We start from the raw sequence: 16,958 nt of genomic DNA on the forward strand, positions 1-16,958 counted from the left end.
GATTTAGAGGTATAAGAGCAGTATCGACACAAAATCGGTACTGCTCTTATCTTTTTATCGTTCATCACATCTTCTTCAGCATCTCAACAAGTGCTTTGCGGGCTTCAGACCATGTGGCGAAGTTGTCGGCATTGAGGGTGATAGCATCGTTGGGGACAAGAGAGTCGTCGTCAACGAGATAGAGGATGCAGGGCTGACATTCGCCAGAGGCGATCATCTGGTCGAGGATCTGTTGTGCCTTGCCTATCTTCTGCCATGCCTGGAAGGTGGCTTTAGCGCCAGAATGAAGGAAGATGGTGTGCTGGATTGTGCCGGTATGCTGATTGGGGATGACCATTGCGTATTCCTTACCTTTAGCTGTGCGCTGAATTCTTACAGGCGAATACTTGATTGACTTGGCCGGGTCGTCTCGGTTGACGCCAAGATTGATGGAATATGGCGAACCTGGGAGTTCGACTATGCTGCGCTTGAAACCAATTTCGGGTGCCAAGTACATATTAGTCGGATCCATCACCTCGGTGCCATCGACAATGTAGTTGTAGCAATAGACATCGGGGACGATATCTGCCAAAGTGATCTCCCACACTCCTACCGAGTTGCGCTGCATTGGCACAGGTGCAGTGAGCATTTCGCCAGAAAGCAGCACCTCTTGGGCATTCTCAGCCTTGATGCGGAAGGTGACGTTGCCTTGACCGAACTCGGGCGATGTGACCTGAGGTGGGAAGAGGCGGGACATGACGAGCGGATTGAATTCCTCCTCGTCGCCTTTCAGTTCAGGCAAAGGCATTCCGCCATCAGACATTGCAGCAGTAGCCTTTTCCTTGTTGAAAAGCAGAGGCATGGTTTGGGCAAGGAAGTACTTGGCATTCATCCATGTATGCCCGAATTTTCCTTTGGTAAATTCGAGCATGTGGTTGATGCCTTTCTTGCGGAGAAACTCGATGTAGTCGTGGCTGGTCTTGTAGAGAAGATCGTCGGTGCCGATGCCGAGCCAAAAGAGGTTGATCTTGCTGTTGGTCTCTTTGGCATGGTCATAGACGTATGGCAGTTGGGTCGAGGTGAACGAACTGTAAGAGCAAAGATAAGAGAACTTGTCGAGATTCATCAGTCCATTGCTCAATGCCTGATTGCCTCCGCGCGAGAATCCACCTATCGCACGATGTTCGGCATCGTTGATGGTGAGGTAGTTGGCCTCGACATACGGCATGAGGTCATTGATGAGATCTTTGCTGAACAGGTCCATAGCAAAGTCGGCTGGTTGATCCATTAACTTCACAGGATTGCCGTAGGGCAGTACGATGATCATCTCCTCGGCCTTTCCCTCGGCAATGAGGTTGTCGATGATGGTGTTCATGCGTCCTACCTTATAATATACCTCCTCGGTGTCGGTGGTTCCTGAGATGAGATAGAAGACTGGATAACGTTTATTGCCGGCAGGATTGTAGGATGCTGGCGTGTAAATCAGTGCATTGTTATAGCAGCCGATGGTCGAAGAATAATATGTGACATAATCAACCTTGCCTTGCGGATTCTGCGACTGATAGGCATGAATCAGCGGATCGTCCTTACCTGGGATATCGAGAAGTGATTTCTTGAATCCCTCATTGGGGAAATACTGAAAGTTCTGGGGATCCATGACACTCACGCCATCGACCACGAAGCAATAGGGATAGATGTCGGGGGCAGCAGGACCAAGAGTGAGAGTCCACAGACCCGACACAGAGCCTTTCGCCATGGCGTGGCTGCCAGCAAACTGCACGCTGACCTCGACGTTCTTGGCATTGTCGTTACGATAGTTGAAAGTCACTGTTCCGTCGGGATTGACCACAGTCGATGCCGGGTCGGCTGGTTGTGGTTTCTGCGAACAAGCTGCAAAGAGCATTGCAGCCGATAGATAAAAGTAATGTTTCATTTTCGAAATAAATAATAAAAAAGCGGTGTATTGAAAAAAAATATCTTATAAGCGCAACAACACAACAATTAAATTAATCTTCTTATGTGTATCTACGCAAGTTCTATATAGAATCTGCGGTTTGATGATTATGTCTTGTCGAGCAAGAAAGCCATATACAAGGGTAGAATTGTCATTTGGCCGTTCTGCCCAATATTGACATCGCCAAGCTTGATTGCGTGATGGACATGATATTTCTCGGGATGCGCAAGAATGGTCTTTGTGCTTTTTACGTTGCCGCTTGAGGCCTTTACTTCTATCAGGGTACATTCTCCTTCATATCGGATGACGAAATCTACTTCCAAACCAGAGTCTTTACGGAAATAATACAGCTTGCGTCTCATTTTTGTGAAGATGTCGGCAATGAGATTCTCAAATATAGCACCTTTATAACCGAAAAGGTTACCTCGAAGAATGTCGAGCTGGGTGCCGTCTTCAAGCATTGAGACAAACAAGCCGGTATCAACCATATACACTTTAAAAACATCATTTACAGCATTGCCGTCCAATGGCAATTCCGTAATGCTCAGATTGTGGCAACGGCAAATGATTCCAGCATCTTCTATCCATTGAAGACTTCCGGCAAATTGTGAGGCCTTTCCTCCTTTGCGTACCAGGGAATATTGGAATTTCTTGTTTTCTTTGGCAAGCTGTTTAGGGATAGACTCAAAACATTCTCTTATGCGTGGTTTGTCAGAATCATCTGCATATTTCAGCATGTCATCCTCATATTGGTCGATGATGTTTCGTTGGAGCTCCAGAACGGTTTGCATGTTTTTGGTCGAAACGAATGATTGCACAACCTCTGGCATCCCGCCCACTATAGTGTAATACAGCAGCAGCTGACGCATCCTGTCGTGTATGGCTTCGGGAACGGGAGTTAGGGTTTCCATACATTCCCTTAATTTATCAATAGCTGCTGATGGAATCCCATTAGCCCATAGGAACTCCTCAAAATCAAGAGGATACATATTAACAATCGTTTCGTATCCAACAGGGATTGACGATTTTGAATGTCCATAACCTTTGACTCCAAGAAGTGAGCCGGTGGCAATGACATCAAACCGTCCGTCAAGTTTGAAGAATTTCAGTGAAGCCCTTGCTTCGGGGCATTCTTGGATCTCGTCGAGTATAAGACAGGTATTACCCTCCTCAAACTTAACTTTGTCTTCCATTATGGTTGTTATGTTCAGGATAATATCATCTATTCGTCTTGATTTTTCAAATGCAATATTATACTCGTCCATTTCCATAAAATTGATGTATATTACATTGTCGTAATTTTGTGCAGCAAAATTCTTGACGGAAAAAGTCTTTCCGCATTGTCTGCAACCTTTAATGACTAAGGGTTTCTTGTCTTCTTTGACTTTCCATTCTCTAAGAATATTGTCAATTTTTCTTTGTAGTACAGCCATTTTTTCAAGGGACTTTTATTTAATATAAACCACTTTTCCAAGGGACTTTTGTTATATATACGTCACTTTTTCAAGGGACTTTCCTGCTGCAAAGATAAATACAATAATTGAAATATCAAAACTTTTATCAGATTATTTATTGATATATACAGATAATTAACAGTTGCCAATCTACAGGGTCAGGGGACAGGTACCTTGATTCGTGAAAGAAATATGAGACTACTTTTTAATTTGGCGGATGCTCATGTCTGCTCTGATGCACTCTACGATATGGAGGGTATAACCAAGGGTGTATGTGCCAGAACCGTTCAGAACGACTTGCAGATTATGAGATCTAACAAGTTGGGCTACAATGCACCTATAGAGGTTTACGATAAGATATACTACAGATACGCCGATCCTGGTTACTCTATAACTGAGATGCCATTGTCTCTGGACGATTGCAAGCTCTTGAAGAAAGCCATTGCTCTTCTTGAGAATAAGGAGAATATTGGTGGTGATGAGATTGCAAAAGTGCTTGCTAAAGTACAGAACAGATCTTGTTATATGCGATTTCCATAAAAATCGCATCGTTTTTCAATAAAAAATCGTACCTTTGCACCGAAATGTCAGATACACGTGAATACTGAACAATATGAGGTGACGCTACCTGCAATCCAAAGGCATACTCACTCGTGAAGGCGGTCGCAAGGATGGCCGATGGGTGATAACAAACAAAAATAGTATGAACATGAATAAAAGAGAATACGCACAAGCTAACAAGGATTGGCTTACGGCAAAAGCACGGGAAGAGGGAGTGAAATCGCTCCCCAAGGGAATATATTATAAGGTGTTGGCAGAGGGCAAGGCTGACGGAAAGCATCCTATGCCCCGAAGCATTGTCACTGCCCATTACACAGGCCGTACCATCGACGGCAAGCAGTTTGACAGCAGCCGTGGCGGAGCTCCATTGGCAATCCGTCTCTGCGACCTCATTGAAGGTTGGATCATTGCCATGCAGCAGATGTGTGTGGGAGACAAATGGGAGGTCTATATCCCTGCCGAAATGGGTTATGGCAAGTTTTCACAGCCAGGCATCCCCGGAGGTTCTACACTCATCTTTGAGATTGAGCTTCTTGGCATTGCGTAAGAGTAAGAAACTTTCTGAGCTGGAAATAATGACCGCACCGAATATTGAATCATCTACACGAGAAGAGCGTTTGGATTACGTCTTGAACGAATGGAGATGCTTACACAACTGTGAGTTGTGTGGCAAATGCCATGTTCTTAAAGGCCGAAACGAAGAATCGCTATATGCCGACTATATAGACGGCAAGCGGTCGTATATGGATATAACATTGGAAATAAGAAACAACAGATGAGTCTATGACACTAGATACAACCAATATGTGCTCACACCTTCAGAAAAAGCTGTTTGAACCTGATGGTGTGTATTATCCGATATGGCAAGCCATGAAGGATGATAAGACCTTGACGGCTTTGGTGCGAAGCAGACAGCTGCACATATACAGGAATGGGAAAAAGATTCTCATTCTGGCAGGTAAGGCACAACCGAAGGTAATACGCGAAGATAAATTGAATGAATTGATAACAATATTAATAACACATTAAATCGTTAAAACAATGGACGCAAAAGAAAAAGTATTAGCAACAATGAAGGAGGCAGGCCAGCCTCTCAACGCAGGTAAGATGAAGATACATCAAATCATATTCAACCCCACGGGAGGAACTCAACGAGTGAGCGAAATCCTACTCTTTCTGCTTCTCACCTTTTTCCTGGCTTACATCCAGACTACAGAGGTGAAAGGTCAATCCTCATATTTTTCATATGGGGCAAGCATTATGAATGGAGAATTATATTGCGGTCATCAGGAGGATAGTGCTTTTGCCATGCATAGCGTCATGAAATTTCCACAGGCTTTATACGTAGCAGACTACTTGCACAAGAAAGGACTTACACTGAGCGACTCTGTTCTTGTAAACAAGGATAGTCTGGACGCTGAGACATGGTCGCCTATGCTTTCAATATTTGAAGGTATGCGTTATTTCACGTTTGCTGAGTTAATAGAATGGTCATTGAAACAGAGCGACAATAATGCGTGCGACCTTTTGTTTGCATCATGCGGACAGCCGGATGCAGTAGAGAAATATATCCATACGCTTGGATTCAAAGACATCCATGTGCAACTGACGGAGAAGGAGATGAAAAAGAATCCTCATAGAGCCATAGAAAACTCAGCCACTCCAAAAGAAATGGCAAGGCTCTTGGAGTGGTTTTATCTTCATAGGGATGACAACAAGAATATCTCCTTTATCTGGGATACAATGGCTGATTGTAATACGGGTCAGCAACGCATAGCAGCAGTCTTGCCCAAAGACGGCAAACTGATTCACAAGACAGGTTCTGGTTTTCCTTCTTCTGACGGAAGACAAGATAGAAACGATGTTGGAATCGTTCTTTTGCCCGACGGTTCTCACTTATCAATTGCCATCTTCTTGCAAAAGTCAAAAGAGGAGAAAGGGGTGGCAGAGGTAGCAGAACAATGTTTGATGCGCATCCAGGCAGATGGATTTCTACGTAACATGCCGTCAGACCTTCAGATGCCATAAGATTTATCAATAACAAATAATATATGATGACACTCAGATACATCTTCCATAGTGGATTCCTGCTTGAAACGGCTCGGTGCATCCTGGTCTTTGACTACTGGATGGATCCTGCCGATGTCATGAGTGGGTACATTAAAACATGTAAACATGTGTACGTGTTTTCAAGCCACTTCCATGAAGACCACTTCACGAAAGCTATCTTCGAATGGAAGGAAAGCATACACGACATCACATATATCCTGTCAAAGGATATACTCAAACGCAGAAGAGCGCAGAAAGAGGATGCCGATGTATGGATGGCCAAAGGAACGGTATGGAAAGATGAGAACCTGAAAGTGACAGCCACAGGCAGCAATGACAGTGGCGTGAGCTGGATTGTTGAAACAGAAGGTAAAACCATCTTTCATGCTGGCGACCTGTGCAACTGGTACGCACGCTTTCTTGTCGACGGCACACCTAAAGGAGAGGTCTTCAGTGAAGAGTTTGGTCAATACATCAATCCTGTGGCAGAGGAGAAGCGGTTCCTTGGTGAACTGAAAGACATCCGAAAGATAACCGACTCGTTTGACCTTGTGATGTTCCCTGTGGACGGACGCATCGGCAACGGCTATACGCTTGGAGGGCGTCAGTTTATCGAACGCTTCAAGGTTGGAATGTTTGTCCCAATGCACTTTGTCATGAGTGGGTTTGAGAGCTCGTGGCGCATGGAGCCTTTCTGCAAAGAAAAGGATGTCCCCTTTTGGTGCATCGGGCACGAAGGAGACAGCATAACAAAATAATAATAACACATCAAATCATCAAAACAATGGACACAAAAGAAAAAGTATTAGCAACAATGAAAGAGGCAGGACAGCCTCTTAACGCAGGTAAAATCGCAGAACTCAGCGGTCTCGACCGCAAAGAGGTGGATGCAGCCATGAAGCAGCTGAAGGCAGAGGGCGCAATCGTCTCTCCTGTTCGTTGCAAATGGGCACCTGCAGAGTGATGGTACAGGACTCGACAACATATTATGTATGGATAGGCGGGTCATGTGACTACGGTCATAAGGAACCAACGAACGAAGCAAGAGCATAACCCAAGCTCGCTTGGGTTATGCCTTGCAAGGAGGAGGAAGACGAAGTCAACCGACGCACGTTTCTGTCCCCCGGGAAACGGGGGAAACGAAGGGGGTTAAGAGCAGAGACCAAACTTGTTTGATCTCTGCTCTCGTTTGCACGGTATTTCGGCATTATCCAAATAAATTTGGCTTCTGCTCTCGCTGTTCCTTCATTTCAAATCTTGAATGGTTTGTATTTTGTTTGTTTTGCAGCTACAAAGATACAAAATTATTCTCGATTTCTGTTATATTTTGCAATCTTTTTTATACTCAATTCTTCATTCTATCACATACCTTCAAAGGATGGGAAACTTCAGTAATTTTTAGTCTCATTACTTCCCGATAGTCTTACTTTCATTTCGTCTAACCTCTGCAAGAACAAATCGTAGTTATTGGAAAAGTAGTTAAGCGAGTTGCGCATGATTTGGCCGTCGGGCGAGATGGTGACGTAGTGAGGAACGCCGCCAAACCGCAGGAGTTCCATCATCTGGCCAAGTTCCTTACGGCTGACGGGATAGCAGTCGGCACCGAGCAGGTTTTCACGGACATATTGCTTGTAGGCTTCGCTGGTCTCGGGGGCATCCTCTTGCGCAATGAAGATGAGCCGCAGGTCGGGATTGTCCTGAAGCTGGCGGCGCAGGTCACGACTTTCTTCTATGGCTTGCTTGCATGGGCCGCACCACATCGCCCAGAAGTCTATCAGCACGAACTTACCGCGATAGGGCTGGATGATTCTTTCGAGCAAGGCTTTGCCATCACCTTCGGGGATGGGATAGGCAATGGATTCGTCGAACGTGGCGGTGAAGAGACGTTCAGCCTCCTTGCGCAGTTCGGGCTGCGTGATTCCGTCGAGCGCACGATGGCGCACGGTGTCGAGCGGCACGTATGCGGACGCTTCCCACGCCGCACGGTCTTCTGCCGTCAGTGTCGTGTCAGCCAGTGCTTGCTGGCGACGAACGTATGCTTCGGCAGCTCTTGTCAGTCCTTTTGGCAGTATTTGCATCATGGCCATCTGAGTCAGCAGATTGTCCTCGTCGCCCGTCATTCTGTTCATCGCCTGACGCAGTTGCTGGATTTCTACGGCATAATACGACATGAAAGTGGCCAAGGCGCAGACTGGGGTTGTTGCCAAGACTGTTGCAAATGGGGAATAACTGTATGGAACGAAAAGGACGGGGTCATTCAATGGCAGGTATTTCAGTGGGGCATAGTATTCGGGAGCGCAGAGTTCGGCCCTGTACAGGCTGTCGGTAAAGGTGCGGTTCAAATCTGCACGGCATAATACACCATGTCGGAACAAGAAGCCTTCGCAAATCGCGCTTGTTGCCATCGTCTGAGCCAGTTGCCGCTCGTAGGGAGTGAACTGTCGGGCATCGGCCATCGCCTCAATGTTCCCGAGCGTTGCCCGAATGAGACTGTCGCATAAAGCCGTGTGACGCTTTAAGTCGCTATTGTCCGCTATCATCATGCGGTACTCATTGGTATAGTCGAGGTTCGCTTTCAGCAGACGCTCCACCTTTTTCGCCGCGCTGCCGTCACCATAATTGCAAGTCCAGTGTCCGTCAGCATCTTGTTTCAGTTCCATGTGTAGCGTCTCGCCCGGCATGAGGTAAAACGGCACCTTATTATTCTCGGAGATTACCAAATTGCTGAGTACAGGGTGATGCAACTGCATCCGACAAGTGAAATCGCCATCGGCAGATACATCAACCGTCTTGTCCCTCATGTTATTGGTTATGGCGTTGTTCCATGCAACGATAATCTGCTTAGGCTTTGCTTGGGGGGCGATTCCATTAACCTTTCCGATGATGAATGCCGAGTCTGTCCGGAAGAATGGCTCTTGCGCCTGACCCGCCATTGTGACGAGGGCGAGCAGTGCGGTGATGATAGTTTTCTTGTTACATAAAATGCTCACGCTCGGCCATCTGCAAACAAGTTTGCATGGCTCTCTCTTAATCGCATTTTTCATTGTTCTTTTCGTTTATATTTGTCCTTACTATTATTATACTCCGTTCACGCGGAAATATTGCCTCCGAGGAAGTTAAACTTTCCTAAACGGACAAAGAAATGGCGTGAAACTGATTCCGCAACACTATTATAAATTGAACTTTTTAAGCACCTGAGCAACAAAAAGTTGCTTAGGATTTTGCCATGTCAGTAATTTCACTTATCTTAGTGTTGCAAATAAAAACAAGCAAAACTCTGATTTGACATGGCAAAGATAGCAATAAAATCTGAAAAACTCACTCCTTTTGGAGGATTTTTTTCAATAATGGAGCAATTTGACTCCAAACTCTCAGAACAGCGACGGCAACACAAACGTGCGTTTCCACCAGAAGGACACGCTGAACAGATTCTTTTGAGAGGCTTGACGTGAAGAAGTTCGGACTCAAAGCAACAAGCCGAATCAAGGCGTTTGTCTTCAAGTTTATATCTGTGCCAGGAAAGTGGGTCAGGACATCAAGGCAGTATGTGCTGAATATCTATTATCAGGAAATTGTCGGATATAAACAATAAAAAACACGTGGTATTTGTCGTTTATATCCGACAAATTTATTATCTTTGCACACAACATTTTTACATCTATGAACTATCACATCAAATAACCCTTTAAAACATAACACATTATGAACTTTCTCGAAGAAAAAATCAAAGAAGATGGAGTCATCAAAGAGGGCAACATACTTAAGGTGGACAATTTCCTGAACCATCAGATCGATGTTGACATCATACGCCAGATTGCTTACGAGCTAAAACGCCGCTTTCGTGGAAAGACGGTAAACAAGATACTTACCATCGAGGCCAGCGGAATTGCCATCGCCACGCTGCTCGGCGACCTCTACGACGTGCCGGTCGTGTTTGCCAAAAAGGGCGAGACGGCCAACAGCACCGACGACAAGTATGTGGCGAAAGCCTATTCCTTCACCCACAAGCGCCACAACAACGTGTTTGTGTCGAGGCCGTACCTCACCGCCGACGACAAAGTGCTGATCGTCGATGACTTCCTTGCCGACGGACAGGCGTGCCTTGCCCTCATCGACATAGTGAAACAGGCGGGAGGCGAGGTCACCGGCATCGGCATCGCCATAGAGAAAGGCCAGCAGAAAGGCGGACAGATACTGCGCGAGGCAGGCTATCATCTTGAATCGATAGCCATACTCGAATCCATGGACTACGAAACACAAGACATCAGATTCCGATCATGAACAGCATATACGACCTCGACGGCAGAGTGCCACTAAGACAGGCCTTGCCATTCGGACTGCAACATATCCTTGCCATGTTTGTGGCAAACATCACCCCTATCATCATCCTCGCCGGAGCGGTGGGCATCGACCGCGGTATCTCCGCGTCGCTCATACAGAACTGCATGATCATAGCCGGCATCGGCACACTCATCCAGCTCTACCCCGTATGGCGCATAGGTTCGCGACTGCCCATAGTGATGGGCATCTCGTTCACGTTCCTCTCCCTTTCCATAGTCATCGCCTCAACCCAAGGCATGGGCACACTGATGGGAGCAGTCATCATTGGAGGCGTGGTGGAGGGTTGTCTCGGTCTTTTCCCCAACAAATGGACGAAACTCATTCCGCATATCGTCGCCGCGACGGTGGTAGCCGCCATCGGTCTTTCACTCCTCCCCATCGGAGCCAACAGCTTTGCAGGCGGACAGGGAGCGGCAGACTTTGGTAGCGCCCGCAACTGGATAGTGGGTTCGGCCACGTTGGTCGTGTGTCTTGTCACGCTCATCTTCGGCAAGGGGATGCTGCGTTCGCTCTCCATCCTCGTCGGCCTTATTGCGGGCTATCTTCTTGCCCTGTGCATGGGAATGATTGACTTCAGCAGTGTCACCGACATGCCCATCGTAGCCCTGCATACGTTCATGCCGTTCACCCCCGAGTTCAGTCTCGACGCCATCCTCGCCGTGATATGCATCTTCTTCGTCTCAGCTACAGAGACTATCGGCGACACGTCAGCCCTATGTTCCGGTGCCCTCGGACGAGGAGTAAAAAAGAAAGAGATGGGAGCGTCAGTGGCATGCGACGGATTTGTGAGTTGCATCTCTGGCCTCTTCGGCTGCACACCTATCACGTCGTTTTCGCAGAATGTGGGCCTTGCCGCCTTGTCTAAAGTAATAAACCGCTATACCATCGCCACGGGCGCAGTCATCCTCATAGTGTGCGGCTTGTTTCCGCCCATTGGAGCCCTGTTGGCCACCATTCCCCAGTGTGTACTCGGCGGCTGCACCCTGATGATGTTTGGCAGCATCGTGTTTGCCAGCTTCGGCATGATGGCAAGATGCGGTTTCTCCCAGCGCAACATGATCATCGCGAGTCTCTCGCTTAGCATCGGACTTGGCTTCACGTCGGCTCCCGACATGTTCAGGATCTTCCCCGACATAGTGCAGACCGTGTTTGCCCAAAACTCCGTGGCGGTAGTATTCCTATGTGCAGTACTCCTCAACCTCATTCTTCCTAAAGAGAAAGAAGAAGAGAAAGCGGCATAGTTTTCATTCAAGACATCAAAACAATTGGTATTGACAAGGTGAACAATATTATAAGAGGTACGATAGTCGTTATGTTGGGGCTTGCTGCCAGCGCACAGGCTGCCGACGAAAAGAAAGAGTTCTGCTGGTATGACGGCACAAAAGGCGTCAGCTACTCGCTTAGCCGACACGTGTCGCCCGTGGTGGCGACGGCTATGCAGATGTGGAGCGACGACATGACAGACGTGACCGGAGCCATGCCCATACGCAAAGACACCAGGGCAAGGGTGCGCATCGTGCAGATAGACACCGACAAGGAAGCCATAAAAGACCTAAAGGCAGCCGGCATCGACGTCAAGACACTGAAACGCCAGAAAGACGCCTTTTGCATCAAGGCCACCAGCCATCAGCTCCTCGTGGCAGGCAGCGACGGCCGAGGCACGGCATACGGCATACTCGAGCTCTCGCGTCTGGCAGGAGTGTCGCCATGGAAATGGTGGGCCGACGCGCAGCCTGAGAAACGCGGACGACTGACGCTCCCTGCCGACTTCCACACCTGTCAATGCCCATCGGTGGAATACCGCGGCATCTTCATCAACGACGAGGACTGGTCACTACAACCATGGAGTTGGCGCACCTTCTCGCCCGCCAAACCCGGACTGATAAGCGCCACAACATACAAGCAGGTCTTCAAGCTCCTCATGCGTCTCAGGGCAAACACCATCTGGCCCGCCATGCACGAATCGTCAACGCCCTTCTTCCTCATACCCGGAGCCAAAGAGGCTGCTGACTCTTGCGGCATCGTCATCGGCACGTCGCACTGCGAACCCATGATGCGCAACAACGCGGGGGAATGGAACACCAAAGAGCGCGGAGCCTATAACTATATCACCAACAAAGACGCGGTGCAACGTTACTGGACAGAACGACTGAAAGACTCACGACAATACCAGAACATCTACACCATCGGCATGCGTGGCATCCATGATGGTGCCATGGAGGGTGTGGGCAAAAACCTCGACGACCAGACAGCTGCCCTGCAACGTGTCATCGACGACCAGCGCCTTATGCTCCGTCAGCATGTCAACAGACGCGTAGAACAGGTTCCCCAACAGTTTGTCCCTTACAAGGAAGTACTGCAGGTGATGGAAAACGGACTCGTGGTGCCCGACGACGTTATGCTCACATGGTGCGACGACAACTACGGCTACCTCACCCGTCTTAGCGACTCCCTTCAACAGAAGAGGACGGGCGGCGCAGGCGTGTATTACCACCTCAGCTATTGGGGCAGACCACATGACTATCTGTGGCTCTCAACCACACAGCCGGGACTCATCTGCAACGAGATGCGGGAGGCCTTCGACCACAACGCCCGACGGCTGTGGATAGCCAACGTGCACGACCTTAAGACCGCCGCCTACGACCTCGAGCTGTTTCTCGACATGGCATGGGACATCAACTCCGTCACCCCCTCCACCGTCTTCCGCCATCAGCTCCAGTGGCTTTGCCGCGAGTTCGGGCAGTCGGCAGGCAGCCGTCTGTTTCCCGTCATGCAGGAGTTCTACCGCCTCACCGCCATACGCAAGCCGGAGTTTATGGGATGGACACAAGTAGAACTCGACAAGAAGAAATACCACCGTGGATGATCTGAGGTGACCGACACCGAGTTCAGTCTCACAGCCTTCGGCGGAGAGCTCGACCGCTATCTCACTGCCTGGCGGCGACTGACGCGTGCCGTAGAAAACGTCGAGCAGTCGCTGCCCGACGATCGCCTTGCCCCCTTCTTCTCCCACATAAAATATCCTGTCCTGGCAGCAGCAGCCATGAGCCGAAAGATGCTTGAGGCACAAAGGGCGAGAGCCATCGCCCGGACTATTGGAGACAGCGAATGCTGGCAGAACAACGAGGCCCTGATGGCGGCATGCGCCAAAAGTCAGGCTGCCTATCAGGAGATACACCACCTCACGTCCTTCTACAACGACCATCTGTCGTCCGGCAAGTGGCGGCACCTCATAGTAAATAATCCGCGCGACCTTCACGTCTTCAACGCCCCAAAGCTGCCCATGAAGCTCACCACCGCCGAAGTCGAGCAGTATAAGCATCGTGCCGATGCCGACGTCAGCGCAATAGAGCGCGACGGCAGCTATGTGGCGCGCAATGCCTGCCAGTGGGATAAGGCCGACAACGGAGCGACATGTGTCCAGGCGTTGGGCCACTCCATGAATGCCGTCCGTCTGCCCAAGGGCCAGTCGCTCACCTACTCTTTCCACTGTGAAAGAGAAGGCGACGCCCTCCTTCGCCTGGCACTCATCCCCACCCAACCAGCCGACACGGGCGACCTCCGTTTCTCGGTAAGTATCGACGGCGGCGAGCCCCACGTGTTCAGCCTCAAGGAGCCCTTCCGTTCCGAGCGTTGGAAGCAGAACGTGCTTCGCCAACAGGCAGTGAGAGAGCTTCACGTCGCCATATCAAAAGGTCATCACACGCTGATCATCAAAGCATTAGACCATCACATCATCCTCGACCAGTGGATGCTCGACCACATCCCCACCCGCCGTTTCTACATGTTTCCTATAAGTCCTGTATATCCTTTATGACTACAATAAAAAAAATAGGCTCGTAAAACTACGAGCCTATATTTTTTTATAAAACATTTATATCTACTTTTTTCAGACTTATTCCACGCTAAAATCAAAACCAAAAGGTTGGGTCTGGAAATACTTGTTCTGCAATCCGCTCTTGTAGAAGAAGCAGTATTCACCCGGTTCCAGAGGCTGGCTAAATGTCACCTCAAAGGTGTTGTTGTTGATAGGGTTAATCTCGAAGTTAACCATCTCACGCGTACTTGCATTAGTGCCACTGAAACCAGCCACGGTGTATGACATTGAACTCGGGAAGAGGCGACGGCCCCCTTTCTTGCTGTCCTTCACCTGCATCTTGATTAGCTGGAACTCGTTAGGGCTCTGAATGTCGTTCATAACCATCTCATACCAGTTGGCGTGTTCAGAGTTAAAGCTGGCATTGTCAGCCTTCTTGAAGAAGAATCTGAATACAGGCTGGCGGCTAGTCTTGATTTTTGCCTTCGAACCAGGAAGCATCATCTTCTGGATGTCCTTGCCCGAACTCATCATCACCCCCAAGCCGGCAGTCACTGCAGCAGCCTCACCGCCACTCACATGCCGTCCGCCAACAATATTTCCCACTCCGTATGCGGCACCGGCTATGGCTGCAGCTGTTCCGAGGTTAAATCCCTTCTTCTCCTTCTCGAAGTTACAACGATAGATCTTTGTCGGCTTGCCACCGCCAACAGGATTCCAGAGTATTACGCCCTCATAACCATTGTCCACCTTGGCAATCTTCTGAAGATACGAAGTCAGAGAAGCATCAGCTCCCGCAGCCTTTAACTGGCGCATGTAATTAATGTCGAAAGTGATAGTACGCGTTGTACTATTCTCGATAGCACCGATGATTTCCTCGGAGGTAAAGCCTTCCTTCAGCAAGTCGAGCACTGTCTGGTTACTTACTTCGTCATTCTGGGCATTTGCCGTAAACACTGACGCAACGAACATTGCGGTAAAAAATAGTCTCTTTTTCATACCGAAATAGTTTTATGTTATAAAAAATGTTTTGTTTTATTTGGCAAAGGTAACTCTTTTTTGCTTTTTTACAAAACAAACCGTTATCATTATTTTATTTCGATCGCGTTAAATACTGTTAATTGTCAAATGTTGCGGGCATATTCTCCTATTACTTCCCAAAATAGGATAATGTCGCACTAAGAGACAAAGTCGTATGGTGAGCCTATAAGTGGGGAGAGTAAACATAAAACGAGAAAATCTTCCAAATGTTTGGCAGTTTAAGGAAAAGTTTGTATCTTTGCCGCCAAAGGAAATAAAAAAATAGCTTATGGAAGTGAACAACAAATATATACGTTTTGATTGGGCAGTGAAGCGAATGTTACGCGATAAGGCCAACTTCGCTGTATTGGAAGGACTTATTACGGTTCTGACTGGTGAGGATGTGAAAATTGAAGAACTACTTGAGAGCGAAGGCAATCAAGATAGCTCCAACGACAAGTTCAATCGTGTAGATATCAAGGCTAAGAATTCCAAGGGCGACATAATAATTGTCGAGGTACAGCTCACGCGCCAGTTCTATTTTCTTCAACGAATACTCTACGGAGTGTCGAAAGCCATTACCGAACATATCGAGATTGGGCAGATGTACGACAAAGTGAAGAAGGTGTATTCAATTAACATCGTATATTTTGACCTTGGCAAAGGCAGCGACTACCTGTATCATGGTAAGACCGTATTCACAGGTGTCCATACCAACGACCTTCTTGAGGTGAATACCAAGGAGGCTGAGGAACTACGCATGCGTGTGCCTCATGACATATTCCCTGAGTATTATATAATCCGTGTTAACGAGTTTAATAGCGTGGCAACTACCCCAATAGAGGAATGGCTCGACTACCTGAAAAACAACCGCATCAAGGACGACACCTCGACACCTGGCCTGAGAGAAGCGCGCAAGAAACTTCTTTATATGACGATGACTGACAAAGAACGAAAAGCATACGACGATCACATGGACGACATCATGGTGCAAAATGACATGTTTTACACCGCAAAAATAGAAGGTCGTGCTGAAGGTCGTGCTGAAGGTCGTGCTGAAGGTCGTGCTGAAGGTCGTGCTGAAGGTCGTGCTGAAGGTCGTGCTGAAGGTATCATATTGACAGCCAAAAACTTAAAGGCGATGGGCTTAAGTGTTGCCGATATAATTAAAGCGACAGGGTTGTCTGAAGATGCCATTATGAAGTTGTAACCATCCTGCCACATACTGACATGTGAATAAAAAAAGACCCGCGGCGGCTGTGATGCGCGACGCGGGCCTTTGGTTATTATAAAACTCTCTCTCTCTTTACTTGTTCAGACCACGATTGTTGAGTGTGGTGTTGAGCAGCATGACGTAGGTGCGATACTGCTTTTCGTTGAGCAGATAGTTCATGTAGCGGAGTTCCTTCAGGACGGCCTTCTCAACGAGTGCCTTGCGGTCTTCCTCGTTAGCCTGCGATGCCACGAGCATCTCTCCACAGAATGTACGGTGAACGTCGGCTACGCTTTCCATCTGGTCTTGTGTGAGATTCAGAGCTTCACCGAGCTTCGACATATTCACCTTCATGTCGTAGGCATTGGCATTGTTTACGCTGTTTGCCTTTTCGTTCTCTGCAAATGTAGCTGTCATTGTGAGTACTGCTACTACTGTCAAAAACAATCTTTTCATAATGTTACCCTTTCTTTAAATCTTTAATGTTAATTAATGTGTGTTTTGTTATCCTTTTGTCTTTTGACGCTGCAAAATTACTGCTATTTTCGTTTCCCGACAAACATTCCGTTA

The 16,958-nt window shown here is 47.9% G+C and carries 15 protein-coding genes and 1 pseudogene; 11 read left to right on the forward strand and 5 right to left on the reverse strand.

Annotation, left to right across the window (positions count from 1 at the left end; all coding sequences use genetic code 11):
* Nucleotides 1-64 precede the first annotated feature (64 nt).
* Both CIK99_RS07300 and CIK99_RS07305 read right to left on the reverse strand, forming a co-directional pair.
* Nucleotides 65-1,912 carry an alpha/beta hydrolase-fold protein gene (locus CIK99_RS07300; RefSeq protein ID WP_094380880.1) on the reverse strand — a complete coding sequence of 616 codons (1,848 nt, stop codon included), beginning with the start codon at nucleotides 1,910-1,912 and terminating at the stop codon, nucleotides 65-67.
* A gap of 128 nt (nucleotides 1,913-2,040) precedes the next feature.
* A complete protein-coding gene (locus tag CIK99_RS07305; protein WP_094380881.1) occupies nucleotides 2,041-3,366 on the reverse strand; it encodes an ATP-binding protein in 1,326 nt (441 codons plus the stop codon).
* 213 nt (nucleotides 3,367-3,579) lie between these two features.
* On the opposite strand from CIK99_RS07305, the gene CIK99_RS07310 reads away from it, so the two are divergent.
* From CIK99_RS07310 to CIK99_RS07340, 6 genes are all read left to right on the forward strand, one after another.
* Nucleotides 3,580-3,927 carry a hypothetical protein gene (locus CIK99_RS07310; RefSeq protein ID WP_216822794.1) on the forward strand — a complete coding sequence of 116 codons (348 nt, stop codon included), beginning with the start codon at nucleotides 3,580-3,582 and terminating at the stop codon, nucleotides 3,925-3,927.
* Between the two features lie 169 nt (nucleotides 3,928-4,096).
* Nucleotides 4,097-4,495 carry an FKBP-type peptidyl-prolyl cis-trans isomerase gene (locus CIK99_RS07315; RefSeq protein WP_094380913.1) on the forward strand — a complete coding sequence of 133 codons (399 nt, stop codon included), beginning with the start codon at nucleotides 4,097-4,099 and terminating at the stop codon, nucleotides 4,493-4,495.
* A gap of 236 nt (nucleotides 4,496-4,731) precedes the next feature.
* Nucleotides 4,732-4,977: a hypothetical protein gene (locus CIK99_RS07325; RefSeq protein ID WP_094380883.1), complete on the forward strand. Its 246-nt coding sequence runs from the start codon at nucleotides 4,732-4,734 to the stop codon at nucleotides 4,975-4,977.
* 12 nt (nucleotides 4,978-4,989) lie between these two features.
* Nucleotides 4,990-5,976 carry a serine hydrolase gene (locus CIK99_RS07330; protein ID WP_094380884.1) on the forward strand — a complete coding sequence of 329 codons (987 nt, stop codon included), beginning with the start codon at nucleotides 4,990-4,992 and terminating at the stop codon, nucleotides 5,974-5,976.
* A gap of 26 nt (nucleotides 5,977-6,002) precedes the next feature.
* Complete coding sequence (locus CIK99_RS07335) at nucleotides 6,003-6,755, forward strand: MBL fold metallo-hydrolase (protein WP_094380914.1); 753 nt, start codon at nucleotides 6,003-6,005, stop codon at nucleotides 6,753-6,755.
* A 26-nt stretch (nucleotides 6,756-6,781) separates the two neighbouring features.
* Nucleotides 6,782-6,961 carry a transcriptional regulator gene (locus CIK99_RS07340; RefSeq protein WP_094380885.1) on the forward strand — a complete coding sequence of 60 codons (180 nt, stop codon included), beginning with the start codon at nucleotides 6,782-6,784 and terminating at the stop codon, nucleotides 6,959-6,961.
* Nucleotides 6,962-7,385: 424 nt separating this feature from the next.
* On the opposite strand, the gene CIK99_RS07345 is transcribed toward CIK99_RS07340, so the two are convergent.
* Nucleotides 7,386-9,041, reverse strand: coding sequence for a TlpA disulfide reductase family protein (locus CIK99_RS07345; RefSeq protein WP_094380886.1), 1,656 nt, complete (start codon nucleotides 9,039-9,041; stop codon nucleotides 7,386-7,388).
* 243 nt (nucleotides 9,042-9,284) lie between these two features.
* Here CIK99_RS07345 and CIK99_RS15310 point away from each other — a divergent pair, with 243 nt between their 5' ends.
* From CIK99_RS15310 to CIK99_RS07360, 4 genes and pseudogenes are all read left to right on the forward strand, one after another.
* A complete protein-coding gene (locus CIK99_RS15310) occupies nucleotides 9,285-9,449 on the forward strand; it encodes a hypothetical protein (RefSeq protein WP_158215935.1) in 165 nt (54 codons plus the stop codon).
* Nucleotides 9,450-9,699: 250 nt separating this feature from the next.
* Nucleotides 9,700-10,278, forward strand: a complete 579-nt coding sequence (locus tag CIK99_RS07350; RefSeq protein ID WP_094380887.1) for a xanthine phosphoribosyltransferase — start codon at nucleotides 9,700-9,702, stop codon at nucleotides 10,276-10,278.
* A complete protein-coding gene (locus CIK99_RS07355) occupies nucleotides 10,275-11,579 on the forward strand; it encodes a nucleobase:cation symporter-2 family protein (protein WP_173805331.1) in 1,305 nt (434 codons plus the stop codon). The genes CIK99_RS07350 and CIK99_RS07355 overlap by 4 nt, the downstream gene beginning before the upstream one ends.
* A 71-nt stretch (nucleotides 11,580-11,650) precedes the next feature.
* A pseudogene (locus CIK99_RS07360) lies at nucleotides 11,651-14,155 on the forward strand (glycosyl hydrolase 115 family protein).
* 78 nt (nucleotides 14,156-14,233) lie between these two features.
* On the opposite strand, the gene CIK99_RS07365 reads toward CIK99_RS07360, so the two are convergent.
* Entirely contained in the window at nucleotides 14,234-15,154 is a 921-nt protein-coding gene (locus CIK99_RS07365; protein WP_144007931.1) for a hypothetical protein, read from the reverse strand.
* 310 nt (nucleotides 15,155-15,464) lie between these two features.
* Here CIK99_RS07365 and CIK99_RS07370 point away from each other — a divergent pair, with 310 nt between their 5' ends.
* On the forward strand, nucleotides 15,465-16,385 hold the full coding sequence (locus CIK99_RS07370) for an Rpn family recombination-promoting nuclease/putative transposase (RefSeq protein WP_094380890.1): 921 nt from the start codon (nucleotides 15,465-15,467) through the stop codon (nucleotides 16,383-16,385).
* 96 nt (nucleotides 16,386-16,481) lie between these two features.
* On the opposite strand, the gene CIK99_RS07375 is transcribed toward CIK99_RS07370, so the two are convergent.
* A complete protein-coding gene (locus tag CIK99_RS07375) occupies nucleotides 16,482-16,844 on the reverse strand; it encodes a hypothetical protein (protein ID WP_094380891.1) in 363 nt (120 codons plus the stop codon).
* Nucleotides 16,845-16,958 lie beyond the last annotated feature (114 nt).

This window comes from Prevotella sp. P5-92 (genome assembly GCF_002251245.1).
In the GTDB taxonomy this organism is placed as follows: domain Bacteria; phylum Bacteroidota; class Bacteroidia; order Bacteroidales; family Bacteroidaceae; genus Prevotella.